The sequence below is a fragment of the Exiguobacterium sp. R-39 genome, from assembly GCF_049942815.1.
GTDB lineage: Bacteria > Bacillota > Bacilli > Exiguobacteriales > Exiguobacteriaceae > Exiguobacterium_A.
In genome coordinates this window covers 1840923-1865645 of the sequence record NZ_CP187965.1, presented here as the reverse complement: position 1 = coordinate 1865645, position 24723 = coordinate 1840923, and the positions used below count along the sequence as shown (strand labels likewise).

Annotated in this window: 28 protein-coding genes; 26 read left to right on the top strand and 2 right to left on the bottom strand. The window is 46.2% G+C overall.

Features of this window, described 5'->3' with window-relative positions; genetic code table 11:
- Window positions 1-42: 42 nt before the first annotated feature.
- On the bottom strand, window positions 43-291 hold the full coding sequence (locus tag ACP26N_RS09955) for a ferredoxin (RefSeq protein WP_012370689.1): 249 nt from the start codon (window positions 289-291) through the stop codon (window positions 43-45).
- 292 nt (window positions 292-583) lie between these two features.
- Between ACP26N_RS09955 and ACP26N_RS09950 the strand changes: the two genes are divergently transcribed.
- The 8 genes from ACP26N_RS09950 to ACP26N_RS09915 all read left to right on the top strand — a co-directional run bounded on the left by ACP26N_RS09950 (window position 584) and on the right by ACP26N_RS09915 (window position 8498).
- Complete coding sequence (locus ACP26N_RS09950) at window positions 584-1597, top strand: helix-turn-helix domain-containing protein (RefSeq protein WP_214852662.1); 1014 nt, start codon at window positions 584-586, stop codon at window positions 1595-1597.
- Window positions 1594-3027: a RecQ family ATP-dependent DNA helicase gene (locus ACP26N_RS09945; protein WP_426353756.1), complete on the top strand. Its 1434-nt coding sequence runs from the start codon at window positions 1594-1596 to the stop codon at window positions 3025-3027. Before ACP26N_RS09950 ends, ACP26N_RS09945 begins: the two co-directional genes overlap by 4 nt.
- A gap of 39 nt (window positions 3028-3066) precedes the next feature.
- Complete coding sequence (locus ACP26N_RS09940) at window positions 3067-3264, top strand: hypothetical protein (protein ID WP_233494518.1); 198 nt, start codon at window positions 3067-3069, stop codon at window positions 3262-3264.
- A gap of 71 nt (window positions 3265-3335) precedes the next feature.
- A complete protein-coding gene (locus tag ACP26N_RS09935) occupies window positions 3336-4220 on the top strand; it encodes a MerR family transcriptional regulator (protein WP_131502550.1) in 885 nt (294 codons plus the stop codon).
- Between the two features lie 59 nt (window positions 4221-4279).
- Window positions 4280-4870, top strand: a complete 591-nt coding sequence (locus tag ACP26N_RS09930) for an adaptor protein MecA (protein WP_131502549.1) — start codon at window positions 4280-4282, stop codon at window positions 4868-4870.
- Window positions 4871-5048: 178 nt separating this feature from the next.
- Window positions 5049-5996: a D-alanine--D-alanine ligase gene (locus ACP26N_RS09925; protein ID WP_131502548.1), complete on the top strand. Its 948-nt coding sequence runs from the start codon at window positions 5049-5051 to the stop codon at window positions 5994-5996.
- A 131-nt stretch (window positions 5997-6127) separates the two neighbouring features.
- Window positions 6128-7393 (top strand): Glu/Leu/Phe/Val family dehydrogenase, encoded by a 1266-nt coding sequence (locus ACP26N_RS09920; RefSeq protein WP_012370683.1) that lies wholly within the window; start codon window positions 6128-6130, stop codon window positions 7391-7393.
- A gap of 115 nt (window positions 7394-7508) precedes the next feature.
- On the top strand, window positions 7509-8498 hold the full coding sequence (locus ACP26N_RS09915) for a YpdA family putative bacillithiol disulfide reductase (protein ID WP_131502547.1): 990 nt from the start codon (window positions 7509-7511) through the stop codon (window positions 8496-8498).
- Window positions 8499-8555: 57 nt separating this feature from the next.
- Here ACP26N_RS09915 and ACP26N_RS09910 read toward each other — a convergent pair whose 3' ends face one another.
- Window positions 8556-9524, bottom strand: coding sequence for an asparaginase (locus ACP26N_RS09910; protein ID WP_426353752.1), 969 nt, complete (start codon window positions 9522-9524; stop codon window positions 8556-8558).
- Window positions 9525-9675: 151 nt separating this feature from the next.
- On the opposite strand from ACP26N_RS09910, the gene prsW reads away from it, so the two are divergent.
- The 18 genes from prsW (at window position 9676) to aroA (ending at window position 24688) form a co-directional block, all read left to right on the top strand.
- Entirely contained in the window at window positions 9676-10335 is a 660-nt protein-coding gene (prsW, locus tag ACP26N_RS09905) for a glutamic-type intramembrane protease PrsW (protein ID WP_114595549.1), read from the top strand.
- A gap of 25 nt (window positions 10336-10360) precedes the next feature.
- Window positions 10361-11017 carry a flagellar brake protein gene (locus ACP26N_RS09900; protein ID WP_426353750.1) on the top strand — a complete coding sequence of 219 codons (657 nt, stop codon included), beginning with the start codon at window positions 10361-10363 and terminating at the stop codon, window positions 11015-11017.
- A gap of 77 nt (window positions 11018-11094) precedes the next feature.
- Window positions 11095-11766 (top strand): (d)CMP kinase, encoded by a 672-nt coding sequence (gene cmk / locus ACP26N_RS09895; protein ID WP_131502544.1) that lies wholly within the window; start codon window positions 11095-11097, stop codon window positions 11764-11766.
- Window positions 11763-12362: a lysophospholipid acyltransferase family protein gene (locus tag ACP26N_RS09890; RefSeq protein ID WP_114595552.1), complete on the top strand. Its 600-nt coding sequence runs from the start codon at window positions 11763-11765 to the stop codon at window positions 12360-12362. Before cmk ends, ACP26N_RS09890 begins: the two co-directional genes overlap by 4 nt.
- 93 nt (window positions 12363-12455) lie before the next feature.
- On the top strand, window positions 12456-13589 hold the full coding sequence (rpsA, locus tag ACP26N_RS09885; RefSeq protein ID WP_114595553.1) for a 30S ribosomal protein S1: 1134 nt from the start codon (window positions 12456-12458) through the stop codon (window positions 13587-13589).
- Between the two features lie 124 nt (window positions 13590-13713).
- Window positions 13714-15024: a ribosome biogenesis GTPase Der gene (der, locus tag ACP26N_RS09880; RefSeq protein ID WP_026828069.1), complete on the top strand. Its 1311-nt coding sequence runs from the start codon at window positions 13714-13716 to the stop codon at window positions 15022-15024.
- A gap of 17 nt (window positions 15025-15041) precedes the next feature.
- A complete protein-coding gene (locus tag ACP26N_RS09875) occupies window positions 15042-16067 on the top strand; it encodes an NAD(P)H-dependent glycerol-3-phosphate dehydrogenase (RefSeq protein ID WP_426355408.1) in 1026 nt (341 codons plus the stop codon).
- Window positions 16068-16085: 18 nt separating this feature from the next.
- Window positions 16086-16283 (top strand): DUF2768 family protein, encoded by a 198-nt coding sequence (locus ACP26N_RS09870; RefSeq protein ID WP_026828071.1) that lies wholly within the window; start codon window positions 16086-16088, stop codon window positions 16281-16283.
- Window positions 16280-17014, top strand: coding sequence for a hypothetical protein (locus tag ACP26N_RS09865; protein WP_426353747.1), 735 nt, complete (start codon window positions 16280-16282; stop codon window positions 17012-17014). The genes ACP26N_RS09870 and ACP26N_RS09865 overlap by 4 nt, the downstream gene beginning before the upstream one ends.
- Window positions 17015-17099: 85 nt before the next feature.
- Window positions 17100-17372: an HU family DNA-binding protein gene (locus ACP26N_RS09860; RefSeq protein ID WP_012370671.1), complete on the top strand. Its 273-nt coding sequence runs from the start codon at window positions 17100-17102 to the stop codon at window positions 17370-17372.
- A gap of 142 nt (window positions 17373-17514) precedes the next feature.
- Window positions 17515-18093, top strand: a complete 579-nt coding sequence (locus tag ACP26N_RS09855) for a heptaprenyl diphosphate synthase component 1 (RefSeq protein ID WP_114595557.1) — start codon at window positions 17515-17517, stop codon at window positions 18091-18093.
- A 22-nt stretch (window positions 18094-18115) separates the two neighbouring features.
- Entirely contained in the window at window positions 18116-18823 is a 708-nt protein-coding gene (locus ACP26N_RS09850) for a demethylmenaquinone methyltransferase (protein ID WP_131502541.1), read from the top strand.
- 1 nt (window position 18824) lies between these two features.
- Window positions 18825-19787 carry a polyprenyl synthetase family protein gene (locus tag ACP26N_RS09845; RefSeq protein ID WP_131502540.1) on the top strand — a complete coding sequence of 321 codons (963 nt, stop codon included), beginning with the start codon at window positions 18825-18827 and terminating at the stop codon, window positions 19785-19787.
- A gap of 94 nt (window positions 19788-19881) precedes the next feature.
- Complete coding sequence (gene ndk, locus ACP26N_RS09840; RefSeq protein WP_131502539.1) at window positions 19882-20298, top strand: nucleoside-diphosphate kinase; 417 nt, start codon at window positions 19882-19884, stop codon at window positions 20296-20298.
- A 140-nt stretch (window positions 20299-20438) separates the two neighbouring features.
- Window positions 20439-21212: a CheR family methyltransferase gene (locus ACP26N_RS09835; RefSeq protein WP_131502538.1), complete on the top strand. Its 774-nt coding sequence runs from the start codon at window positions 20439-20441 to the stop codon at window positions 21210-21212.
- A 22-nt stretch (window positions 21213-21234) separates the two neighbouring features.
- On the top strand, window positions 21235-22389 hold the full coding sequence (aroC, locus tag ACP26N_RS09830) for a chorismate synthase (RefSeq protein WP_188004484.1): 1155 nt from the start codon (window positions 21235-21237) through the stop codon (window positions 22387-22389).
- Window positions 22386-23444, top strand: a complete 1059-nt coding sequence (gene aroB, locus ACP26N_RS09825) for a 3-dehydroquinate synthase (protein ID WP_426353744.1) — start codon at window positions 22386-22388, stop codon at window positions 23442-23444. The genes aroC and aroB overlap by 4 nt, the downstream gene beginning before the upstream one ends.
- The gene (aroA, locus tag ACP26N_RS09820) at window positions 23435-24688 is read left to right on the top strand and encodes a 3-phosphoshikimate 1-carboxyvinyltransferase (RefSeq protein WP_131972538.1); all 1254 of its coding nucleotides are present in this window, start codon (window positions 23435-23437) and stop codon (window positions 24686-24688) included. The genes aroB and aroA overlap by 10 nt, the downstream gene beginning before the upstream one ends.
- Window positions 24689-24723 lie beyond the last annotated feature (35 nt).

The window sequence follows — 24723 nt, the reverse complement described above, 5'->3', positions numbered from 1 at the left end:
AAAAAGATCTGCTCCTGTAAGAGCAGACCGGTGAGTCGAACATTATTCGTATTTAAGCGCGTCGCCTTCAAATGATTCGTCCGCTACTTTGATAGAATCTGTCGGGCATCCTTCGAATGCATCGATCATATCATCAAATAACGCTTCTGGAATTTCAGCTGTTCCCTTGTTATCATCTAAAATGACGTAAGCCAAGCCCTCATCATCGTAATCATAAATATCAGGGGCAGCTGCGCCGCAAGCGCCACATGCGATACATGTGTCTTTGTCAACAATTGTAAATTTAGCCATCGGTCATTCTCCTCTCGATTCGAAAACATTGGAAACCAAGTACTGTTCTCATCTATAAGTCATTGTATCGGACTCATGCGCGCATTTCAATGAAGAAGAGGTAGAAGTATGTGAATAAACCAATCGATGGGGTGAAATCGCCTTTTCCGTTTCTTTAGTAGATTCAACATAGCGTAAATCAGATAGGAAATGTAAAATAGGAACAAATGTACGAATTGGGAGTCGGGTGTATTCTGAACATGAACGAGGCATCCCAGTAACAACTTGCAACAGGACGGAAAGGAGGACTGACATGGAAAAAACAATCGTACGACAAATCGTACTAGAAGCCATCAGTCGTTTGCAAAATGAACGGACAGATCGAAGCTTATTTCATCTGATTCAAGGAAAACGTTCAGCGACTTCCTTACAAGACGCACATTTTTACGGACTGGAAGCTATTTTCGGAATGGTGCCATTAAAAAAAGACCGGTTTGAGCAGCTGTTACAGGAGCTGGAACATGCCGGCTGGATCGAGCGGGAACAAACTTTGATGATTACAGATGCCGGAAGAGCACAAATCACTCCGCCTTTTTTACTGGATGACTTAGGTGGAGAGCTACGCGGTTATCCGATACATTTGTGGAAACGGATCAGTCTGTTGATTCAATCGATTGCCTGTCTTGATCAAAACACTTTTTTTATTCCAGTACAACAAGACAGTGGGATAAAAGAGTGGGTCAGACAACAAATCCGTCAGGTACCCGAACGGTCGGTTTGGATAACGACTGTGTATCAAGAACTGAATAAGGCGTTACATCAATTGACAGAACGAGATGCAATTCTCATCAGTTACCGGTTATCCGGGCAAAAAACGGGATTATCGTTTCCTCAATTGAGTGAACGGCTGGGAACAGACTTGCTTTCGCTACAGTTGGAATTTGTGATGGCCTGGCGAAGATGTTTACGGGCATTACCTGAAGACGGCCTGATACTGTCTCTAGGAAACGATATTGATCATTTTAAAATGACGCAGTCTGCGAAAAAGACCTGGGAGTTGCTGAAACAAGGTTACACCGTTCAACAAATTGCCGAGAGGCGACGATTAAAAAAAAGTACGATGGAAGATCATCTCGTCGAAATCGCAATGTATGCTACTGTTTTTCCACTCGAACAATTTGTGACTGCTACCCAATATGAAGAGGTTGTCCGACTCTCTGAACGGTTACAGACGTTCTCACTGAAACGGATTAAACACGAATTGACGCAGGAAATGGACTATTTTCAAATCCGTATCGTCCTGGCAAGAAAGGTGGCTCGTCCATGATGGAAGAAGTATTAAAGCGAATCTTTCGATATGATGCATTTCGTGACGGGCAACGTCCAATCGTCGAATCGGTCCTTGACGGTCATGATACAGTCGCTATCCTGCCGACAGGCGGAGGTAAATCGATTTGTTACCAATTGCCATCTTATCTGCAAACGCCCGGACTGACGTTGATTGTATCCCCCTTGCTGTCGCTGATCGAAGACCAGGTCATGCAAATCAAACGCCGGGGGGAACGATCCGTCGCCAAGTTGACGTCGCTTGAGTCCCGTGATCAAAAAGAGCACATTTTACGCCACCTGAATCAGTTACGTTATTTATATCTGTCCCCTGAGCAGTTGGCTGTCCCGCAAATCCAACAACGGTTAGCGGACATCAAAATCAATCTGTTTGTCATCGATGAAGCCCACTGTATCTCGCAGTGGGGGCACGAGTTCAGAACGGAATATGCAAAACTGGGGTCTATCCGAAAACAGCTGGGTAATCCGACTTGCCTAGCTTTGACGGCTACGGCAACGAATCAAGTCGAACAGGACATCATTCAAGGGCTGGCACTTATACAACCCAACCGGATCCGTCATTCCGTCAACCGACCGGAAATTCAACTCATTGTCGAACAAACTGAACAAAGCGAAAAAGATACAGTGTTGAAAAGACGATTGAAGACTACCAATCGTCCATGCGTCATTTATACGACGACGCGGAAAGAAGCAGAGCGAATCGCGACGTTTGTTCCTCAGGCGGCCTATTACCACGCCGGTCTTGAACCGGAAGATCGACAACTGATTCAACAACAGTTCCTTCACGACGAAATTGACTGTCTGGTCTGTACCAGTGCATTTGGTATGGGTGTTGACAAAGGAAATGTCCGGACCGTCATTCATTATACGATGCCGGCTACGATTGAAGCCTACATGCAGGAAATCGGACGAGCGGGACGGGACGGTCAGCCCTCGACTGCTGTATTACTCTATGCACCAGGTGATCAACAACTTCAACAATTCTTAGTGGATAAACAATATGCGTCGTTACTTTGGGTTGATCAAGTGACTCAATCCCGCGGACAAGGGGAGTCTTTTGAATCGATTGAACAACGCCTTAATCTCGAACCGGATGATCCCGCCTATCGATTGTTAAAAAGTCAACTTATGGAAGGGAAAACAAAATCACAAATTATTGAATGGCAAGAGGACCGGAAAAAAATACGTTTACGTGAACTTATGCAAATGATAAATTATATTCAAAATACGTTTTGTCGCCGGGCCTTCATCTTGGAGCATTTTGGCGAAAAGCCAGTTGTACAAGACCGGTGTTGTGACAATTGCGGTACACTCACGGTGGACGAACCCGTCATACAGGTCGATGTGAACCAACTTGACTGGAAACGTCGGCTAGAAGAAGTCTTTTTTTCATCCCGTCCTTCAGTGTAAACTAATAGTATTCCTTATTTTTTAGAAAAGGTGATGAAATTGAGTAAACACGATCAACGAAAAAATCGGCAAGATGAACAACAACGAACATCATTACCTCCACGTTCCTCGAGAATCGAGCACGTTCGAAATGAACGGTTAAAACAACCATTTGCTAAAAATCCACTTGCGATTACCCTCACCGTTTTGATGATTACCATTATCATTGCCTTTGTCTCCATCGGTTTCATGATGTAAGCGCACATTGTGAACGGAGATTTTTTTCCTTTACGGGTATACTAAAGGGAAGAAGAAAGGAGGCACGGTGCATGGATCGTGGGAAATATAATATCAAAGCAGTTGCTGCATTGGTGGGACTCAATCCGACGACCATTCGTGCTTGGGAACGGCGGTATCAAGTATTGGATCCAGATCGGAGCGAATCAGGACATCGTATTTACAGCGATAACGATGTTGCCAAGCTGCGGTGGATTGTCGATAAACAAAAAGAAGGGTTATCGGTTTCGAAAGCCATTCAACTATATGAAATGCCGGTGAACCGAACGGAGGTTCCAACCGATTACGGGATCGAACTGCGTGATCAACTGTTCGAAGCACTGACGAGTTTCGAAGAACGGCACGCACATGACATCATGAACAAAGCCTTTTCGATGTTTAGCTTTGATAAGGTCATTCAAGATATCGTAGGTCCGTTGTTACATGAAATCGGGATGCGATGGGAAAAAGGAACGATTACGATTGCACATGAACATTTTGCGACGGCGTTCTTACGGGCGCGTCTCTCGACGTTATCCCTTCAAATGCCGATTAATCCATTTTTGCCACGCATTCTGTGCGTTTGTGCACCGGAAGAAGAACATGAACTTGGATTGCTGTTCTTTACGTTGTATTTACGTCAGAGCGGATTCGATGTCATTTTCCTTGGCGCGGGTATTCCAGTACCCGATCTTGTGGCGGTAACGAAACAGCTGACTCCTCGAGCAGTTGTTTTATCTTGTACGATTTCTGATCATTTAAAGGACCTGGATGAAGCAATTGACGAGATTCATCTGCATGCGCCGCAAACGGAAATTGGTTTGGGTGGCTATGCCGTTGACCAACATCCGGAAAAGTACGGGGATATGTTGCTTGGATCAGATGACACCGCTTGGAAAAGTTGGTTAAGTCGACTCACTCCGACAACTGGTGTATAGTGTGAGTCATATTGAACGGAGAGCTTTTGTACTCTGCCGAGTAACTGGAGGAGTCTAACATGAGGTTTGAGCAATTTAAGCAAGGTCACTTACGGGTCTTCGTGTCAAAGCAAGAACTGTCTGCCCATGACGTTCGACCAGAAACGTTGGCTGTCGGAAAAGGACAAGCATTATTACGTAATTTACTAGAAGAAGCAGAATCGAATTACGGATTTCATGCCGTCGGGACACTCGACTTTTTTGTCACATTTTTTCCGAATGACGGGATGTTGGTCGATGTTCGGCGGGAAGGCGCCTTGCCGGAAGAAACGTTTGAAGAATTTGATCAAGTGGAAATCAGGATGACGGTCGATATCGTGCATCATGTCTTATATCAACTGGATCAGTTGGAGGATGTCATTCAAGCGAGTCATAGTCTGGGGCGTCACATCGATCAAACGGAAACGGGTGGCACACTGTATTTCTTTGAAAACCGTTATTATTTATACTTCCAAGAACAAATGAAGCAACATGTTGAGCAGACGATTACAACGATTCTGTCGGAATACGGAGTACCCAGTCCGAAAAGTCCGCTCGTGATGTCGGAATACGGCAAAACGATTCTGTTGGAACAAGCGGTTCCAGCTCTGATCGCAACCTTTACACCTTGATTCGGATGACCCGTTTTAATCGGGAATCGTCAAGGTGTAGCTAAAAAGTCACTTCACCGAATGCATTCGGGAAGTGACTTTTTATGTGTCTGGACGATTCTTGCGACCATTTTGTGTTTTTTCATACAAAAAGTGATGGTATGATAAGCATTGAACGTAAGATGAAGGAGTGAACAAGATGAAAGTGGCAGTATTGTTTGGCGGAATTTCTGGTGAACGTGAAGTTTCATTAAATAGTGGGAAATCGGTAATTAATGCGCTGGAAAGTAAAGGGCATGAAGTCGTTGCCGTCGACTTTCATCCAGAGCGTGCAGAGGAAATCTTAAATCTACAAGTCGAGGCCGCTGTCATTGCCCTTCACGGCAAGTTTGGTGAAGATGGTCGTGTCCAAGCACTACTAGAGATGGCAGGCATTCCATATACAGGTTCAGGAGTATTGGCGTCAGCGTTAGCGATGGACAAGGCGCGCTCAAAGGTACATTTCGAAAAAGCAGGCATTCGAATTGCACGGGATGTATTGGTCGAGCGAGGGGACGACATCGAACAAAAAGTCAAACAATGGGACAAGCAGTTCCCTTGTGTCGTCAAGCCGGCACAAGAAGGCTCTTCGAATGGTTTAACGATTGCGACGGACGAACAGATGCTGCGTCAAGGCATCGAACTGGCATTCCAGGCGGATGATGCTGTTTTGATTGAACAATTCATCAAAGGGCGTGAAGTTACAGTGCCGGTTCTCGGGGCGAAAGGACAAGAAAAAGCCTTGCCGGTCATTGAGATCATTCCGAAAAATGAATTTTATGACTACGAGTCAAAATATGCAATCGGTGGATCGGAACATATCTGTCCGGCGCAGTTTAACGACAAGACGACACAAATCTTACAGGAATGGGCCGTTTTAGCCCATCAAGTGTTAGGATGCGCCGGTTATTCGCGGTCCGATTTCCTTGTTCCCGATGAAGGGGCACCGGTTATTCTGGAAACGAATACGTTACCGGGGATGACCTCTACGAGTCTGTTCCCAGATGGTGCGCGAGCTGTCGGAATCGACTATCCGGAACTGGTCGAAACATTTATTGAACTGGCGATTACGCGTCATCAAAGTGAATCGGCAAGCAAAAAAAAGTGAAAATGAAGTAGATGGTAGAAAGCGCTTACAAATATGGTGACAACCCCTTTCATTACGGCTCGGAAAAAGGTATACTTTATCCGAACAAGGAAACGGCATAGGGGATGCCACTTATGGGGAGGAACGTTGGAATGATCACTGACCAACAACACGCAAATCATCGCAAGAATGTACTCGAAGCAACACAAGAAATCGTCAAGGAAGCACTTGAAAAACTTGGTTACCCAGACGAGATGTATGAACTGTTGAAAGAACCACTTCGGATGTTGACAGTCCGGATTCCGGTTCGAATGGATGACGGATCGACCAAAATCTTTACCGGTTACCGTGCTCAGCATAATGATGCTGTCGGTCCGACGAAAGGTGGAATTCGTTTCCATCCTAACGTAACGGAAGTCGAAGTCAAGGCATTGTCCGTCTGGATGAGTCTCAAGGCAGGAATCGTCGATTTACCTTACGGCGGGGGTAAGGGCGGAATCATCTGTGACCCACGTGAAATGAGTTTCCGTGAAATTGAACGGTTAAGTCGCGGATATGTTCGTGCCATCAGTCAAATCGTTGGTCCGACGAAAGATATTCCGGCACCGGACGTCTTCACGAATTCACAAATCATGGCGTGGATGATGGATGAGTACAGTCGAATCGATGAATTCAACTCACCAGGCTTCATTACAGGGAAACCATTAGTGCTTGGAGGTTCCCATGGTCGTGAGACGGCAACGGCAAAAGGTGTCGCCATCATGATTCGAGAAGCGGCTGCCAAAAAAGGAATCACGCTTGAAGGGGCACGTGTCGTCGTTCAGGGATTCGGTAACGCCGGAAGCTTCTTATCGAAGTTCATGCATGACCTCGGTGCGAAAGTCATCGCCATCAGTGATGCATACGGAGCATTACACGATCCGAACGGTCTTGATATTCCGTATCTACTCGATCGTCGCGATTCATTTGGTACTGTGACGACCCTTTTCAAAAATACGATTTCGAATAAAGAGTTGTTGGAACTGGAATGTGATATTTTAGTCCCGGCAGCCATTGAAAATCAAATCACAGAAGACAACGCCCATGACATTAAAGCGAGTATCGTGGTCGAAGCGGCGAACGGTCCAACGACGAACGAAGCGACGAAGATTTTAGCGGAACGTGATATTTTGATTGTTCCGGACGTTCTCGCTTCAAGTGGTGGCGTAACAGTCTCTTACTTTGAATGGGTTCAAAATAATCAAGGATACTACTGGACGGAAGAAGAAGTGCATGAAAAACTTGAAAAAGTGCTCGTGAATTCCTTTAATCAGGTGTATCAAACGGCTCAGACAAGAAATGTCGACATGCGACTTGCGGCATACATGGTAGGTGTCCGGAAAATGGCGGAAGCGTCACGATTCCGTGGTTGGGTTTAATCTAAGTCAAGCTCACTTCTAAGTGAAGTGAGCTTTTTTTGTATGGTTATTTCTTTCTTCGGCCGGAAAGATTTGCTAAGATGAAAAAAAAGCAAGCGGAAGAGGCGAAAGAGATATGTTGGACTGTATCGTCATCGGCGCAGGACCTTGTGGGTTATCAGCTGCAATTGAAATGCAGGAACGGGGATTGTCCGTCGAAGTCATTGAAAAAGGAAATATCGTGGAAGCCATTTATCAGTACCCGACACACCAGACGTTTTTTTCAAGTAGTGAAAAGCTGGAAATCGGCGGTGTGCCTTTTATTAATAAAGAATTGAAACCGAAACGACAAGATGCACTCGTCTATTACCGGGAAGTAGTACGGCGAAAAGAAGTTACCGTGCGACCATTTGAGACGGTTCAACACGTCGCGCGCATCAACGGCGGGTTTAACGTGACTTCGCTTCGCAATCAGCAAGTCGTGACACGGGAAGCCAAATCGGTTGTTCTCGCGACCGGTTATTATGGACTGCCGAATAAGATGAATATACCGGGCGAAGAGTTGCCACACGTTTTCCATTACTTCAAAGAAGGTCATCCGTTTTATGGCCAGGATGTTGTCGTAATCGGCGGGAAGAATTCGAGTGTCGATGCAGCAATTGAACTTGAAAAAGCAGGTGCCCGTGTGACCATGTTGTATCGCGGCGAATCGTATAGTCCGTCGATTAAACCATGGGTCCTGCCGAATTTTGAATCCCTGGTCCGGGCAGAAAAAGTGACGATGGTGTTTGACGCAACAATCGAAGAAATTACGAATGCGGAAGTGTTATATTCTGTTCACGGTGAACAGTTGGCCGTCAAAGCTGATTTTGTCTTCGCGATGACGGGTTATACACCGGATATCGGACTGTTCGCCGATGCCGGAATTGAAATCGATTCAGAAACAGGAATCCCTGTATTTGATGAAGCGACGATGGAGTCGAACATCGACGGCATCTATATCGCTGGTGTTGTTGCAGCTGGATATGATGCCAATAAAATCTTCATCGAAAACGGACGATTCCATGGTGAATTGATTGCAGACAGTCTTCTGTATCGTCTGAAACAAGAAACTGCACGATCATAATGTATATGCACACAAAGGGAGAGGCGTTCATAGCCCCTCCCTTTGTTGTCTGTTCTTCTATTCGACGCGGAAAGATTCTTCCAAAGCATGGTGCGTCGCACTAATCTCAAGTTCGATCATTAATTTCAACCGTGCTTTTTGAGAATTCAGTCCATTTGAGAAAATCACACCGAGTTCTTTTAATTGTTGTCCGCCCCCGGTATACCCGTATACATCCTGGACGATCCCGTTGAAACAACGACTGACGATAACGATCGGCATTTGTTGTGTCAGTGTCTGAATCGCATCTACCAGGCTCGGCGGCACGTTTCCTTGACCGAGTACTTCTAGCACAAGGCCATCGTAACCGAGTTCGCTGACCGCAAGCAGTAAATCAGGCTCCATCCCGGCATAGACTTTGAGGACGGCAACGCGTTTGCTCAATTGTGTCACCATATGGGTCGGTTTGAGAAGCGGTGTGTTAAATAAGTAAACATGATCTTTCGTCACCATACCCAGATTTCCGAAATGGACGGATTTAAAAGTATCGACTGAAGAGGTATGAGTTTTTGTGACGTTAAACGCAGAGTGGATTTCCCCGTTGAAGACGACGAGGACCCCTTTGTCTTGAGCAGCCTTACTGACGGCCACCCGTAAGGCGGTAATCAAATTAAATTCACCGTCTGATCCGACCTCATTGGAAGAACGCATCGCACCAGTCAAAACGATCGGGATAGGCGATCCAATCGTGAGCTGGAGAAAGTATGCTGTTTCCTCTAACGTATCCGTGCCGTGTGTGATGACGACGCCGTCATACGAGCCATCCTGTAATTCCTTACCGATGAAGTGAGCAAGTCGTAACATGATTTCTGGTGTGATATGCGGAGACGGCAGATTGGAAAAGTGACGTGTTGTAATGTCAGCAATGTCGGTCGCTTTGGGCAATGAGGCATCCAGCGGATTGATTTCATTAGGTAAAACGTGACCGGAATGGTTTTGCGCCATGGCGATGGTGCCTCCGGTATGAATCAAAAGTAGTTTTTTCATTAAGTAGTCGTCGTCGTAAAACGAGCAACCTTCACCTTCTTTCCCGTCATTTTCATTAACATTGTACCCTTTTTTTCCAGAGAAACAATGGGTGCTGTTTTCTTTTTCGACAGAAACCTTTATTCTAAGAGAATAGGAAGGGGGAGGAGACGTGTTACCAATCGTTTTCTCAGGAATTGCCCCAGGAATTGCATTGTTGACATATTTTTATCTGCGCCACGAACATGAATCAGAGCCCGTAGGGTATATCCTACGTAGTTTTATTTTCGGGATACTTCTTGTTTTTCCTTTAATGTTCATCGAATACATCATTCAAAATGAGTTTGGAGGACTGGAACCGATTCAATTGGTTCGTTCTGCCGTGACGGAAGAATTTGCAAAATGGTTTGTTGTGTTTTATACCGTTTATATCCATCAGCGGTTTAATGACTATTATGACGGTATCATTTATGCAGTCGCTTGTTCCTTAGGATTTGCGACACTGGAAAATATTTTATATTTAATGGTCAATGGGACGGTTGAACATATGATTTTCCGTGCGTTGTTACCGGTCTCAGGACATGCTTTATTTGCAGTCATCATGGGATTTTTTATGGGAAAAGCTAAGTTTTCGAATCATCCGTATCGTTGGCTCGGATTATCGATTTTTGTTCCGATGATTGTACACACTATCTTTAATTTGTTAATATTGGAAAATGGTGGTATATCTATTGTGCCGATTTTATTTATGATTGGATTATGGACGGTCGGTCTGTATCAAATTCGAAGTGCGAATCGTTTGAACCAACGCCACAATAGAAAAAGTAACTGAATAGAATGGGCTGGGAGAGAGTAAGATGATAGAAACTGGAGATTTAGTCATGTTGACCAATCAAGAGGACCGGCAAGGGCGAACGAAAGTGACAGCCGTGACGAACCGACTGATTTGGATTGAGGCACCAAGTGAAGTCTCGACGTTAAAAACTTTTATCTTGTCGGATCAAGAACAAGTCGGATTTTACTTTTTTAAGGAAAAAGGAAAGCTGTATGGATTTGAGACGGAAGTCGTCGAACGTCAAAATGATCCGTTACGAGGTCAACGGTATGCGTTACGTCGACCAAAAGAAGACATGATTCAGCGTGTCCAGCGCCGGCAGTTCGTCCGTGTGCCTCAATTATTGGATGTAGCTGTTCATCCACATAAAACGGCTTTTGAACCGTTCACTTCTGTGACGCTCGATTTATCGGCAGGCGGAATTTTAGTATTGGCTAATCAAATTCCAATTGAAGTGAAGGAAGAGCTGGAATTAACCTTTTTACTGCCGATGGGAGACGGTGTGACACATACAGTCGATGTTTTGGCAGAACTCGTCCGTGTTGACCCGAGAGAAGCCCGTTATGAATTAGCCTTTCAGTTTACTCGGATCAATGACCGAAGTCGTGAACTGGTCTTACGGCACTGTTACCAAGCGCAAATGAAAAATTCACGACGTGGAACGAATCCATTCACGTAAGGGCTTTTTTTTGCTATGATAACGGTCGATACTATACACCACTTACGTTGGTGATGATGGAAGGAACGAAATCACTCATGAAGAATATTCAAATTGCCTTAGACGGACCAGCAGGAGCCGGGAAAAGTACGATTGCCAAACAATTAGCAGCACATCTCGATTATGTGTACATCGATACAGGAGCCATGTATCGTGCCGTCACGCTTGCCGCGTTAGAACAGGGGCTTGATTTAGAAGATGGACCGGTCCTTGGAGAATTGATGAAATCACTCGATCTTCGTCTGACACCGGGAGAACACGGACAACGGGTCTTCATCGGAGAACGGGAAGTGACGGAAGCGATTCGAACGAATGAAGTGACGAATAACGTTTCGTTTGTCGCCCGCCAAGCAGAAGTCCGGTCGGCGCTTGTCATTGCCCAACGCAAACTGGCGGAACATGGGGGGATCGTCATGGACGGTCGTGACATCGGGACGGTCGTCTTGCCTGAAGCCGAACTGAAAGTCTTTCTGACGGCATCGGTCGAAGAACGAGCGAGCCGCCGTCACCGTGAGAATGTCGCCCGTGGAATAGACAGCGACTTAGAAGCATTGCAGGAAGAAATCGCCCTGCGCGATCAGCGGGATAGCGAACGGAAGGTTTCGCCGCTTAAGCAAGCAGAAGATGCCATTTACCTCGACACGACAGAATTGAACATTGATCAGGTCGTCGCCCGGTTAACTGAACTTGCAGAAGGTGTCCTGAAATGAAAAAGAACGAATTTGTTTATCGATTAGCACGATTCATCGTCCTGATGATTGCTAAAACGGTCTTCCGTTTAAAAGTGACGGGGAAGGAAAATATTCCGTCTGACGGATCACTCTTAGTCTGTGCCAACCACAGTTCCAACTGGGACCCGGTCTTTTTAGTCAGTGCTATTCCGACCAGCCGCTCCGTACGCTACATGGCGAAAGAAGAATTGTTCAATATCCCGGTTCTCAAGCAAATCATGATTTCAGCCGGAACCTATCCGGTCGGTCGCGGACAAGGTGATCGCCAAGCACTGAAGCGGACGATTGAATTGTTAAATTCGGATGAAACGGTCGGAATTTTTCCGGAAGGGACCCGATCGGCACCAGGAGAGTTTACATCAGCCCAACCCGGCGTCGGATTCTTCGCTTTGCGTTCACCGGCCCAAATCTTACCGATTGCAATCATCGGGGATTACCGTCCGTTCCGAAGAATGCGCGTTGCCATCGGAAAACCGGTTGACATTACGGATTTAAGAGATCAGCGAGGGGCGGCGAAGGCGATTTCCGAACGGATTTTGGAAGAAATCAAAACCGTCTACTTCAATCACGCGTAATGCCTTGACAAATAGTCAGAATTGTAAGAAGTTAGAAGAAGGATAAACGTATTCATACGTTTCTTGTACTCATCGTGAGGAGGTTGTGTTGGAATGGTCGAAGAAATGAAAGATATGCCTGATTTTGAAATTCATCGGGACCAGGTGATAACCGGAACGGTCGTGAAGATTGAAGACAAGCAAGCACTCATTGATATCGGATATAAGACAGAAGCAATCCTGCCGATTAGCGAAGTATCGAGTCTCCACTTGGATGACATTCAAGGTGCGCTCAAAGTCGGTGATGAACTACAAGTAAAGGTCAAGAAAATAACAGATGAAGAAGTAGTTGTTTCCAAACGTGAAGTGGATGCCTTGCAGGCATGGGAAAAAGTCGAAGCGAAATACGCATCAGGTGAAATTTTTGATGTTGTTGTAAAAGATATCGTCAAAGGCGGACTTGTCGTCGATATCGGTGTTCGTGGATTCATTCCGGCTTCTCTTGTAGAACGACATTACGTGGAAGACTTTTCGGATTATATTGGTCGAACGATTGCTGTTAAAGTCGTCGAACTGGATCAAGAAAAAAATCGTGTCATTCTCTCGCATAAAGCCGTTGTCGAAGGCGAACTGAATGCGAAGAAAAAAGAAACCCTCGAGCAGCTCGAAGTGGGCCAGATTTTAGAAGGAACGGTTCAACGCTTAACGGATTTCGGTGCGTTCGTTGATATTGGCGGTGTGGATGGTTTAGTCCACATTTCTGAAATGGCACATCATCGTGTGGAACGGCCGTCTGATATCGTCACGGAAGGACAACAAGTCGAAGTGAAAGTACTTGGTGTCGACCGCGATACGGAAAAAGTAAAACTTTCGATCAAAGAAACGCAGCCGGGTCCATGGCAACAGATGGAAGGTAAAATCGAAGCGGGAGATATCGTCAAAGGACGTGTCCGTCGAATCGTCCAATTCGGTGCGTTTGTTGAACTAGCGCCACAGGTGGAAGGACTGCTTCACATTTCGCAAATCGCGAACCGTCACATCGGGTCGCCGTCAGAAGTGCTTGAAGAAGGTCAGGAAATTGAAGCAAAAGTTCTTGAAGTGCATCTTGCGGAGCATAAGATTTCCTTGTCAACACGTGTGCTGGAGCAGGAAGAATCGTCGGAAGATGACTATTCTCAGTATACGGATCAAAACGAAGGATTTTCAGTTGCTGATCTTGCTGAGAAAGAATCGGATTCAAAAGAATAACGTAGTAAAAGTGAACACGAAACGTGTTCACTTTTTTTTATGTTCCGATAGATATGGTATAAAACCGCTTCATTTGGTACAATAGAACGGCTATGAAGCGAGAGAAGAGAAAGAAGGTGTTGGGATGGCAATTCCAGTAGTGGCGATCGTAGGTCGCCCAAATATCGGAAAGTCGACGATTTTTAACCGGGTGATTGGAGATCGGGTTTCGATCGTAGAAGACAAGCCAGGCGTTACCCGCGACCGTATATACGGAACTGGAGAATGGCTGAATCGTCATTTTCATTTGATTGATACAGGTGGAATCGAAGTCGGGGATGAGCCCCTACTTCAAATGATGCGTCATCAGGCGGAACTCGCTATCGATGAAGCGGATGTCATTATTTTTATGGTCAACGGCCGTGAAGGCATTACATCAGCAGATGAAGAAGTCGCAAATATGTTATTCCGTTCAAATAAACCCGTTGTCATTGCGGTCAACAAAGTCGATAACTTTGAAATGCGCGATTTGATGTACGAGTTTTATTCATTAGGATTTGGTGATTTGTATCCGATTTCCGGAACGCACGGTTTAGGACTCGGAGATATGCTTGACCGTGTGCTTGAGCTTGCACCGGATAAAGAAGAGATCGAATACGATGAGGACACGATTAAGTTTGCTTTAGTCGGACGTCCAAACGTCGGGAAATCAAGTATGACGAACTCGATTCTCGGTGAAGAACGGGTCATCGTGTCAAGTGTCGCCGGTACAACGCGTGATGCAATCGATACACCGTTTTCACGGGATGAACAAGAGTATGTCATCATCGATACAGCTGGTATGCGCAAACGCGGAAAAGTCTATGAATCAACAGAACGATTCAGTGTCATGCGTGCACAAAAAGCCATCGAACGGGCGGATGTCGTCTGTGTCGTATTAGATGGTGAAGAAGGCATCATCGAGCAAGATAAAAAAGTTGCCGGTTATGCCCATGAAGCAGGTCGTGCTATCGTGATCGTCGTCAATAAATGGGATGCCGTTGAAAAAGACGATAAAACAATGAAAAAAATGGAAGAGGAAATTCGCGAAGAATTCCGGTTCCTTGATTATGCACCAATCGTTTTTGTCTCGGCGAAAACAAAACGTCGTTTACAAACGTTACTTCCTGTCATCAAACAAGCAGCGAAGAGTCATGCACAACGCATTCAGACAAGTGTCTTGAATGATGTCATCGTAGATGCGGTAGCAATGAATCCTGCACCAACGGATAAAGGTGTTCGTTTGCGGATTAACTATGCGACACAGGTCGCTTCTCGTCCGCCTACATTCGTTTTATTCGTCAATGATCCGGAATTGTTACACTTCTCATATAAACGTTATCTGGATAACCGGATTCGTGAAGCTTTTGATTTTACAGGAACACCAATTCGGATTTTGGCACGTCAAAAACAATAAGGACAAGGTGAATCATGATGAAAAAAATCGCAGTCATTGGAGCCGGGAGTTGGGGAACCGCACTCTCACTCGTTTTAGCCGATAACGGTCATGAGGTCACTCTCTATGGTCGGGATCAAAAAAATGTTGATGCCATTAATCAAAATCATGAAAATACGCAGTTCTTACCAGATGTGACGTTGCCGGAATCACTTCAGGCAACAACTGTTTTAAGCGAAGCTGTTGAAGGGGTCTCACATATCTTGATTGTGACGCCCTCTTCTGCGATTCGTTCTGTATCGTGTCAGCTGAATGAATTGTTGACGGAACCGGTCGTGTTGATTCATGCCTCGAAAGGGATTGAACCTAAAACACATTTGCGGCTGTCGGAATTGATGGAACAGGAAATTGATGCCTCTAAACGTTCAGCAATTTGTGTGTTGACGGGTCCATCCCACGCGGAAGAAGTCGCATTACGGAAGCCGACGACTGTGACGGTTGCTTCCACTGATATGGCAGAGGCGGGACGTGTGCAGGAATTGTTTACGAATGATAACTTCCGTGTCTATTTGAATGCCGATATCATCGGAGCAGAACTGGGCGGAGCATTCAAGAACATCATTGCTTTAGCAGCCGGAATGGCAGATGGATTAGGGTACGGTGATAATGCCAAAGCTGCCTTGATCACCCGTGGAATGGTCGAAATTGCCCGACTCGGAACATTGTTCGGTGCAAATCCGATGACGTTCACTGGTTTGACGGGAATGGGCGACTTAATCGTGACCTGTACATCGGTCCACAGCCGGAACTGGCGTGCAGGAAATGCGATCGGCCGGGGCGAAAAACTCGAAACCGTTCTTGAGAACATGGGGATGGTCGTCGAGGGCGTCCGGGCGACACAAGCTGCTTACGATTTAGCAGAAACGAAACAATGTGAGTTACCCATCACGACAGCGCTTTATCATGTCTTATTCGACGGACATACTCCGGCAGAAGAAGTACAGAAATTGATGCGCCGTCCGCAGAAAAATGAGATTGAACATCTGTTTACGATGAAAGATTAACGGAGTGGGGTGGAAACCTTGAGTCCTGGATTACTAAAAATGTGGATTTCGTTCGCCGGGATCGGTTTGTTTGCGATCAGTGTCTTATTGGTCACAATCAGTCGGACGAAATTATCCGGAGGTTGGCAATTTTTGATGTCGACCATTGCTTTTCTTTGTTTTATCGTTGCATCGATCATCATGGTCTTTATCGTCATGGCAGGTCCGAGCGCATGAAAAAACTTTTGGTGGTTTTCATGTTGGTCCCGGTCATGTTGTTATCCGGTTGTCTGTTTCCGGACAGTCAAAAACCGTCGAATCGGGTTCCTTATCCGGAACAGATTCGGACGGTACAAAATGCAGTGGACGCGTATCAAAAGGATACGGGAGTTTTACCAATCAAAACACGAGAAGCAGATACGCCGTTAATGGAACGCTATCAAATCGAACTGGGACGTCTGATTCCGCGATACATGAGTGACCCGCCTCCAAACAGTTTTGAAGGTGGCGGTACATTCATTTATTTACTCGTCGACGTCGAGAAAAAACCGACAGTCAAATTGATGGACTTGCTTGTAGCAGAAGAACTTCAAAAGCTCCAAGTCCGAATTGATACGTACCGTAAGAAAAATGACAAGTATCCTTTCAAAGGTTCGATCGGGAAAAATCAGTTTACGCTGGATTATAAAAAGCTGTTTATTAAAGAAGAACCGAAAGTACCAAGTCCGTATTCAGACGAAAAATTGTCGATCTATGTCGACGGGCAAGGACAGTTGTTTATCAACTACTTGCCTGAACTTAAAAAAGCCGTCGAAACAGCGAAGAAAAAGCCGAAAGTCGGCCAAGATATTCGGCATTTGCTCTACGATGAGCAACCTTTTGTTCCTGCGTACTCCCAAAGTTACACAATCAATAAAAAAGGCGAACCTGTGTTTTCTGAAGAATCGATCGAAGAATCAGAAAATTAATAGGGATTCTAACGAAAATGTTGTAATATCAACGTTTATAAGGTATGATTAGCCTCGAAGAAGTGATTGGGAGGGGGTGAACGTAATGAACAAAACTGAACTCATTCAAGCAGTTGTCGAAAAATCAGGTCTGACTAAAAAAGACGTGACGAAAGTTGTAGAATCAACATTCGAATCGATCACTGAGACACTTCAGTCTGGAGAGAAAGTCCAATTGATTGGCTTTGGTAACTTCGAAGTCCGTGAACGCGCAGCTCGTAAAGGTCGCAACCCACGTACAAAAGAAGATATCGAAATCCCAGCAAGCAAAGTACCGGCTTTCAAACCAGGTAAAGCATTGAAAGATGCGGTTAAGTAATTCGGCTACATAGTCGTTCGAGGAAATCCTCGGACGGCTTTTTTTGTGGACATTGAGAGACGAGAAAACGGACTGATTATGGTATATTAAAAAAGAAGAAAATCCATCAACGAGATGGCACTGGAGATCGGGGGGTAAAAGCATGAATCATCAAGAGCTGCTCGTGGAAGAAATGGTCACTGCACTCACTACAAAACAAACAACACAATTGGCTCGGCATGTGGATTTCCCTTCCATCAATCGTGAACAAATCAGTTGGTTGATCGATGTCGCCCAAAATGAAACGTTGGCTTGGCAATCACTTGTCAAAGGTGTGCACTATGCACAAGTGGCCTTACTGTTACATGAACGTGTCGGAGAGACCGAGAGAGGTTCAAAAGAACGACAATTGCTGGTTTTGGCCGGAGATTTGTTTTCGAGCTATTTCTTCGAAGAATTGGCTTCTCTTCCCCAAACGGCACTCGTAACACTCGGACGGACCGTTCAGCATGTGAACGAAGCAAAATGTGCCCTTCATGAGGAAAACTACGATTCGACCGAAGAGTATGTCTTATTGTGGTTAAAGGCAGAATTCGGATTGGTTCAAGGACTAGCAACGATTAGCGGAAGAGACTGGTTGACGGAGGACGGACAACGTTTAATCCGTCAACGGGCACGAAGCTTACAGGCAAGTGCTCAACAACTGTTATTATCTCATCTGGAACAGATGGCAGTAGCGTAATATCTTCGAAAGGGTGAACTGCGTGCAGACACAAGAAAAAGAGAAAAAAGTATATGAAGTGTTTCAATCGATTTCAAGTAATTATGATCAGATGAATTCCATCATCAGCTTCCGCCTTCATAAATTGTGGAGAAAAGAAACGATGCGGCGGATGAATGTGTTTCCGGGAGCAAAGTGTCTCGACTTATGTTGCGGAACTGCCGACTGGACGATTCAACTTGCGAAAGCAGCCGGTCCGACGGGTGTGATCAAAGGACTCGATTTTTCTGAAAACATGTTGAAAGTCGGCGTGGAAAAAGTTGAAGCGCTTGAAATGAAAAATGTCGAATTGATTCATGGAAACGCGATGGAGCTTCCGTTTGGCGACCATTCGTTTGATTACGTGACGATTGGCTTTGGGCTGCGGAACGTTCCGGATTATCTGCAAGTCATTAAAGAAATGCATCGGGTCCTGAAACCGGGCGGGACGGTCGTTTGTCTCGAGACGAGCCAACCGACAGCACCGTTATTTAAAGAAGCATACGCACTATATTTCGGGAAAATCATGCCGCAAGTCGGTCGTTTGTTTGCGAAATCCTATGATCAATACAATTGGCTACAAGAATCAACAGAAGTCTTTTTAGATCGTGTCGAGCTGAAGCAACTGTTTGAACAGGCCGGTTTTATGCAAGTTGAAGTAAAAGCATTTGCAGGTGGGGCGGCTGCAATGCACCTCGGAAAGAAGTGGTGAGATGTCACTGCATTCAATTTATCGGGATGTAACAAAAGAAGTGAATTTAGTGGATGAATTTTTGATCAGTCACATCGCATCGAACGATCCGACAATCGATGCTGCCGGACAACAATTGCTTCAAGCAGGCGGCAAACGGATTCGGCCTGCGTTTGTTCTGTTGGCATCAAAATTCGGTCGGGCGGACCGTGATGAACTCGTGCGAGTCGCAGCCAGTCTTGAACTGGTTCACATGGCTTCGCTCGTGCATGATGATGTGATTGATGATGCCGAATTGCGACGCGGAAAACCAACCGTCATGCAACATTTTGATGAAGAAGTTGCCCTCTATTCCGGTAACTTTTTATTTGGGGAAGCAGTTAAGTTGATTGGTGAAGTCGGGAAACCGGAACTTGTTCAAGTGATGGTCCATGCGATGCGTGAAATCTGTGAGGGCGAAATCGAGCAGATTTACGATCAGTACGACTGGGAACAATCCATCAAACGGTATATCAAGCGGATTGAACGGAAAACGGCGATCTTGATTGAAGCCAGCTGTCACCTTGGGGCGATTGTCGCGAACTGTTCACCGGAAGATACAAAAGCGTTACGACAATTTGGGCGTGACATCGGTCTAGCTTTCCAAATTGCAGATGATTTGCTCGATTTTACGGCCAAGCGGACGGAACTCGGAAAACCTGTCGCGGAAGATTTGCGGCATGGTCATAAAACTTTGCCTGTGTTTTATGCTTCGGAAGATCAAGACTTCTTTCGTGAGTTACAAAAGATCCGTTCGATGCCGAGTCATGAAGAAGTGGCTCCTTTACTGGACCGGTTGCAACAATCAGATGCGTTGGAGCGCACGCAACAAACCGTTGATTTATACATCCGACGGGCGATTCTCCGCTTGAATCATCTGCCGAAATCGTCAGCAAAACGTTCCTTGGAAGAAGTCGCCCGGTATGTCGGAAAACGCAAAGGTTGAAAAAATGTAAAAAAATTCTTGCCGCTTGTCCATTTACGCAGTAAACTTACTATGTAAGCGCTTTTTTATCTGCATTTCATAGGGGGAACTAGTAATGGAACAAACGTTTTTAATGGTAAAACCGGATGGCGTTGAACGAGGTTTGATTGGGGAAATCATCGCTCGTATCGAACGTAAGGGATTTGTAATTCGTGAAATGAAAATGATGCAGGTATCTGAAGAATTGGCTCAAGCTCATTACGCGGAACACGCAGAAAAACCATTTTTCGGAGAGTTGGTCACTTTTTTGACATCTGGTCCAGTCGTCGCGCTTCGTGTTGAAGGCGAAGATGTCGTCACGGTTTCACGGATGATGATCGGGAAAACGAAACCGACGGAAGCACTGCCAGGAACGATTCGGGGCGATTTCGCGAACACGATGAGCGAGAATGTCATTCATGGTTCAGACAGTGTGGAAAGTGCCGAGCGTGAACTCGGTCTTTGGTTTCAAGGACAACCATTAAACGTTTAATGTCGGCAAGACGATTGAGCAACTGCTCAATCGTCTTTTTTTGTTTTTTGGAAAGGAAATGGCTTTATGCTAAGATAGAAAATAAGATAGGGAGTGTGTTAGAAACAATCCCGACAGAGAGAGGATTTGTGAGGTGGACTATGCAGGACTATGAGCTTTTCATCCAGCGTTTCTTAAAAAAATCAGGAATTGATTTAGGACAATATAAAGAAGCCCAGATGAAGCGACGATTGACAGCGCTACGCGATAAAAAAGGATACAGTACATTTGCTTCTTATATGCAGGCGATGGAAAAAAGTGCGACATTGTATGACGAATTTTTGGATCGCATGACGATTAACGTCAGCGAGTTTTTCCGGAATCCGATTCGGTGGCAACAACTCGAACAAGATATCTTGCCTGTATTGCAAGCCCGTGCTCACGGACGAATCCGGACCTGGAGTGCTGCCTGTTCGACAGGGGAGGAACCGTATTCGTTAGCGATGATCTTAAACGAAAAGATGGATCCTGCACAATTTACGATTCAGGCAACGGACTTGGATGACCTGGTTCTCGAAAAGGCGAAACAAGGCCGTTACGGGGCATCCGCTTTAAATGAAGTGGAGGAAGCACGAAAAAAACGGTATTTCATCGAACAAGAACAACAGTTTGAAGTCGTTCCCGAAATCAGACGTCTCGTTCGGTTCAGTAAACACAATTTGTTGGGTGACCGATATGATACCGGATTTGATTTGATCATCTGCCGGAACGTCTTGATTTATTTTACAGAGGAAGCCAAGGCGCATGTCTACCGTTCATTCGTCGATGCCTTAAAACCGGGCGGCATTTTATTCGTCGGTGGAACAGAACAGATTTTCCAACCAGAACGATTTGGTCTGAAGATGAAGCAAAGCTTTTTTTACGAAAAAATCTAAGGGTAAGAGGGGATGAGGCAACATGCGTTATATGACAGCAGGTGAATCACACGGTAAAGGATTATCGGTCATCATCGAAGGAATCCCTTCTGGTCTTATCATTGATTTTGACAAAGTACAACGTGAGATGACACGTCGCCAAGGTGGTTATGGTCGAGGACGGAGAATGCAGATCGAACAGGACGCGGTAGATGTCCGTGGGGGAATCCGCCATGGCTATACGACGGGCGCACCAATCAGCCTGTTCATTGAAAATAAAGATCATACCCACTGGACACAAGTCATGCAGGCAGAACCGTTGCAAGAAGAGTTGGAACGTCCGCGGACGCTAACCCGTCCAAGACCGGGACATGCGGATTTAGTCGGCGGATTGAAGTATGGGCACCGGGATTTACGGGATGTCCTCGAACGTTCGTCTGCCCGGGAAACGGCGGCACGTGTCGCTGTCGGTGCGATTGCCAAACAACTGTTGAGCCAACTCGACATCGATTTATTCTCGCATGTCCGTTCGATTGGTGGCGTCGATGCGGATGTCATCAATCCACTAACATATCGTGACGCGATTGAGACATCACCTGTCCGCTGTGCCGACGAAGCGGCAGCGGAGCGAATGATGGCAGCGATTGATCAAGCCAAAAAAGACGGAGATACGTTAGGCGGGGAAGTCGAAGTGGTCGTGACGGGTGTCATGCCGGGAATCGGCTCCTTTACGCAAAACGAGACGAAACTCGACAGTCGTATCGCCCGGGCTGTCATCAGTGTCAATGCGATGAAAGCAGTCGGATTCGGAGACGGATTTGAGCTGGCTCGACGAAAAGGCAGTACCGTCCAAGATGAAATTCTGCATGATGAGACAGGTTATTTCCGTAAAACGAATCATCTGGGAGGAATCGAAGGAGGTATGTCGACCGGAATGCCGATTCGGGTCCAAGTAGCGATGAAACCGATACCGACTCTGTATCGTCCCCTGCAGTCAGTCGACATTGAAACAAAAGAACCGTTCGTTGCCCAAATCGAACGAAGTGACGCGTGTGCCGTTCCGGCTGCTGCGGTCGTACTTGAGGCCGTCGTAGCCGTTGAGATTGCTGCAGCTGTCCTTGAGATGTTCGGTACATCGACGCTTGGTCGTCTTAAGCAGGCTGTTACAGACTACCGGGAGGAGGTGCGTCTCTTTTGACGCATCTGATCATCGAGGCAAGCCGTCCTTATCCGGTCTATGTCGAAGCGGAGGCTATCCATCATATTCGTGAAATCAAACAAGCGCAAGAAGCAGATCAGTTTTGGATCATTACGGATCAGACCGTAGCGTATTTACACATGGTGTCGATTCGAAGTCAGCTCGAAAGCTGTTTTCCATTGACAGATCAATCTGTCAGTATCGTCGAGCCGGGAGAAGACAGCAAATCATTATCTGTCTATCAACGGTTATTGGAAGAGGGAATTGAGCAGGGAGCAACCCGTAAGACGATGATCCTTGCAGTCGGAGGCGGCATGATTGGTGACTTGGCCGGATTCGTCGCGGCGACTTTCCTGCGCGGAGTTCCGTTTATCCAAATCCCGACGACCCTGCTTGCTCACGATTCGAGTGTCGGGGGAAAGGTTGGATTAAACTTACGTTGGGGTAAGAACTTAGTAGGTGCTTTTTATCAGCCTTCTGCTGTTTTGTACGATCCCGCCTTTTTACAAACATTGCCTGACCGCGAATGGAGAAGCGGTTTTTTTGAATTATTGAAGCACGGATTATTGGCGCGTCCGACATTTGCTGAAGATTTGATCGGACTTGAATTGGCAGATATCAAACAGTTAGCGCTGGCAGACTGGATTTCAGCCGGGATTAAAGTGAAACAACATATCGTCGAGCAGGATGAACGTGAGGCGGGCATCCGCGCCTTTTTAAATTATGGACATACGTTTGGCCATGCGGTTGAATATGCGAGTGCAGATCTTTCCCACGGAGAAGCGGTCGGAATTGGACTGGTCTTTGTATCGTTACTCGAAGGAAATGAGCGTCAAGCCCGTCAGCTGGTGGAACTGATTGGTCGAATCGGTGTCGTATTACCGGAACGTCAACCGTTTGAAAGATACTTGGAGTTGATGAAACGGGATAAAAAAAATGATGCGTCGATTCGATTTGTCTTACAAGGTCAAGACGGATTTGGCTTAGAAGCAATCAACCGGAAACGTCTAGAAGAAGCATACGATCAAACAGTGAGGTGTTTAAAGTGGGGTTAAAAGGGACAGTACGCGTACCAGGCGATAAATCAATGACCCATCGTGCATTTTTGATGGGCGGAATCGCAGAGGGGACAACCGTGATTTCAAACGCCTTGCTAGGAGCAGACTGTCTGGCATCACTCGCAGCAGTCGAGGCACTCGGGGCACAAATTCACCGGACGGAACAAGACATTCGGATTACCGGTACCGCTACTCTGAAGGCGGCAACGATTGACTGCGGCAATTCAGGAACGACAATTCGTTTGTTGAGCGGGATTTTGGCCGGCGGACAGGAAACATACATTTTAACAGGAGATGCTTCGCTACAGCGACGGCCGATGGACCGGGTGACTGTTCCGCTTGCGACACTTGGAGCGGACATTGAGGGCACATATGCCCCGCTGACGATTCATGGTCAACCGCTTGTCGGCACGACCTACACATTGCCGGTAGCGAGCGCTCAAGTCAAAAGTGCGGTGTTATTGGCCGGATTGTTTGCAACAGGAGAGACGACAGTCGTCGAACCGATTTTATCGCGGGATCATACGGAACGGATGTTACCGAAATTCGGAGCAGATCTGACGATTCAAGAACTGGAACAAGGCCGACAGATTCGTCTGCAAGGACCGGTCCGACTAAAGGCAACGACGATCGATATTCCGGGTGACCCTTCTTCTGCGGCTTTTTGGTGGGCAGCAGCGGCTTTAGGAGACGACAGCCAAATCACGACGGAACATGTCTTGATGAATCCGACCCGGACTGGATTTTTGCAAGTGTTACGCCAAATGGGCGCCAGTGTCGAAATCACAAATCGCCGTGAAACGGCGGGAGAAGAGACGGCGGATGTAACCCTGACGACGACTCACTTGCAGGCAGTAGCCATCGAAGGGGAGCAAATTCCCTCGTTAATTGATGAAATCCCGTTGCTTGCTTTGCTTGCGACACAAGCAGAAGGGCGGACAGTCATCCGGGATGCAGCAGAACTGCGTGTCAAAGAGACAGATCGAATTGAGACGGTCGTATCCACCCTTCAAAAAATCGGGGCAAAGATTGAAGCAACGGAAGATGGCATGATTATTGATGGACCGACACCACTCACAGGAGCGACGGTCGACAGTGCGGGGGACCATCGTCTGGCCATGATGTTGACGATCGCCTCAACATTACAGCCGGAAATTCAAGTCCTTGGGAATGAAGTAGTTGAAGTCAGCTACCCAACGTTTTATGATGATTTAAAGACACTGCAACAAACGAATCCCTGAAAAAGATCGCGAACAGTGAAATAGAGGAAAGTGAG

Coding starts and splice junctions, on each gene's coding strand:
- ACP26N_RS09955 (WP_012370689.1), bottom strand. CDS start 291: ATGGCTAAATTTACAATTGTTGACAAAGACACATGTATCGCATGTGGC.
- ACP26N_RS09950 (WP_214852662.1), top strand. CDS start 584: ATGGAAAAAACAATCGTACGACAAATCGTACTAGAAGCCATCAGTCGT.
- ACP26N_RS09945 (WP_426353756.1), top strand. CDS start 1,594: ATGATGGAAGAAGTATTAAAGCGAATCTTTCGATATGATGCATTTCGT.
- ACP26N_RS09935 (WP_131502550.1), top strand. CDS start 3,336: ATGGATCGTGGGAAATATAATATCAAAGCAGTTGCTGCATTGGTGGGA.
- ACP26N_RS09930 (WP_131502549.1), top strand. CDS start 4,280: ATGAGGTTTGAGCAATTTAAGCAAGGTCACTTACGGGTCTTCGTGTCA.
- ACP26N_RS09925 (WP_131502548.1), top strand. CDS start 5,049: ATGAAAGTGGCAGTATTGTTTGGCGGAATTTCTGGTGAACGTGAAGTT.
- ACP26N_RS09920 (WP_012370683.1), top strand. CDS start 6,128: ATGATCACTGACCAACAACACGCAAATCATCGCAAGAATGTACTCGAA.
- ACP26N_RS09915 (WP_131502547.1), top strand. CDS start 7,509: ATGTTGGACTGTATCGTCATCGGCGCAGGACCTTGTGGGTTATCAGCT.
- ACP26N_RS09910 (WP_426353752.1), bottom strand. CDS start 9,524: ATGAAAAAACTACTTTTGATTCATACCGGAGGCACCATCGCCATGGCG.
- ACP26N_RS09900 (WP_426353750.1), top strand. CDS start 10,361: ATGATAGAAACTGGAGATTTAGTCATGTTGACCAATCAAGAGGACCGG.
- cmk (WP_131502544.1), top strand. CDS start 11,095: ATGAAGAATATTCAAATTGCCTTAGACGGACCAGCAGGAGCCGGGAAA.
- ACP26N_RS09890 (WP_114595552.1), top strand. CDS start 11,763: ATGAAAAAGAACGAATTTGTTTATCGATTAGCACGATTCATCGTCCTG.
- rpsA (WP_114595553.1), top strand. CDS start 12,456: ATGGTCGAAGAAATGAAAGATATGCCTGATTTTGAAATTCATCGGGAC.
- der (WP_026828069.1), top strand. CDS start 13,714: ATGGCAATTCCAGTAGTGGCGATCGTAGGTCGCCCAAATATCGGAAAG.
- ACP26N_RS09875 (WP_426355408.1), top strand. CDS start 15,042: ATGAAAAAAATCGCAGTCATTGGAGCCGGGAGTTGGGGAACCGCACTC.
- ACP26N_RS09865 (WP_426353747.1), top strand. CDS start 16,280: ATGAAAAAACTTTTGGTGGTTTTCATGTTGGTCCCGGTCATGTTGTTA.
- ACP26N_RS09860 (WP_012370671.1), top strand. CDS start 17,100: ATGAACAAAACTGAACTCATTCAAGCAGTTGTCGAAAAATCAGGTCTG.
- ACP26N_RS09855 (WP_114595557.1), top strand. CDS start 17,515: ATGAATCATCAAGAGCTGCTCGTGGAAGAAATGGTCACTGCACTCACT.
- ACP26N_RS09845 (WP_131502540.1), top strand. CDS start 18,825: ATGTCACTGCATTCAATTTATCGGGATGTAACAAAAGAAGTGAATTTA.
- ndk (WP_131502539.1), top strand. CDS start 19,882: ATGGAACAAACGTTTTTAATGGTAAAACCGGATGGCGTTGAACGAGGT.
- ACP26N_RS09835 (WP_131502538.1), top strand. CDS start 20,439: ATGCAGGACTATGAGCTTTTCATCCAGCGTTTCTTAAAAAAATCAGGA.
- aroC (WP_188004484.1), top strand. CDS start 21,235: ATGCGTTATATGACAGCAGGTGAATCACACGGTAAAGGATTATCGGTC.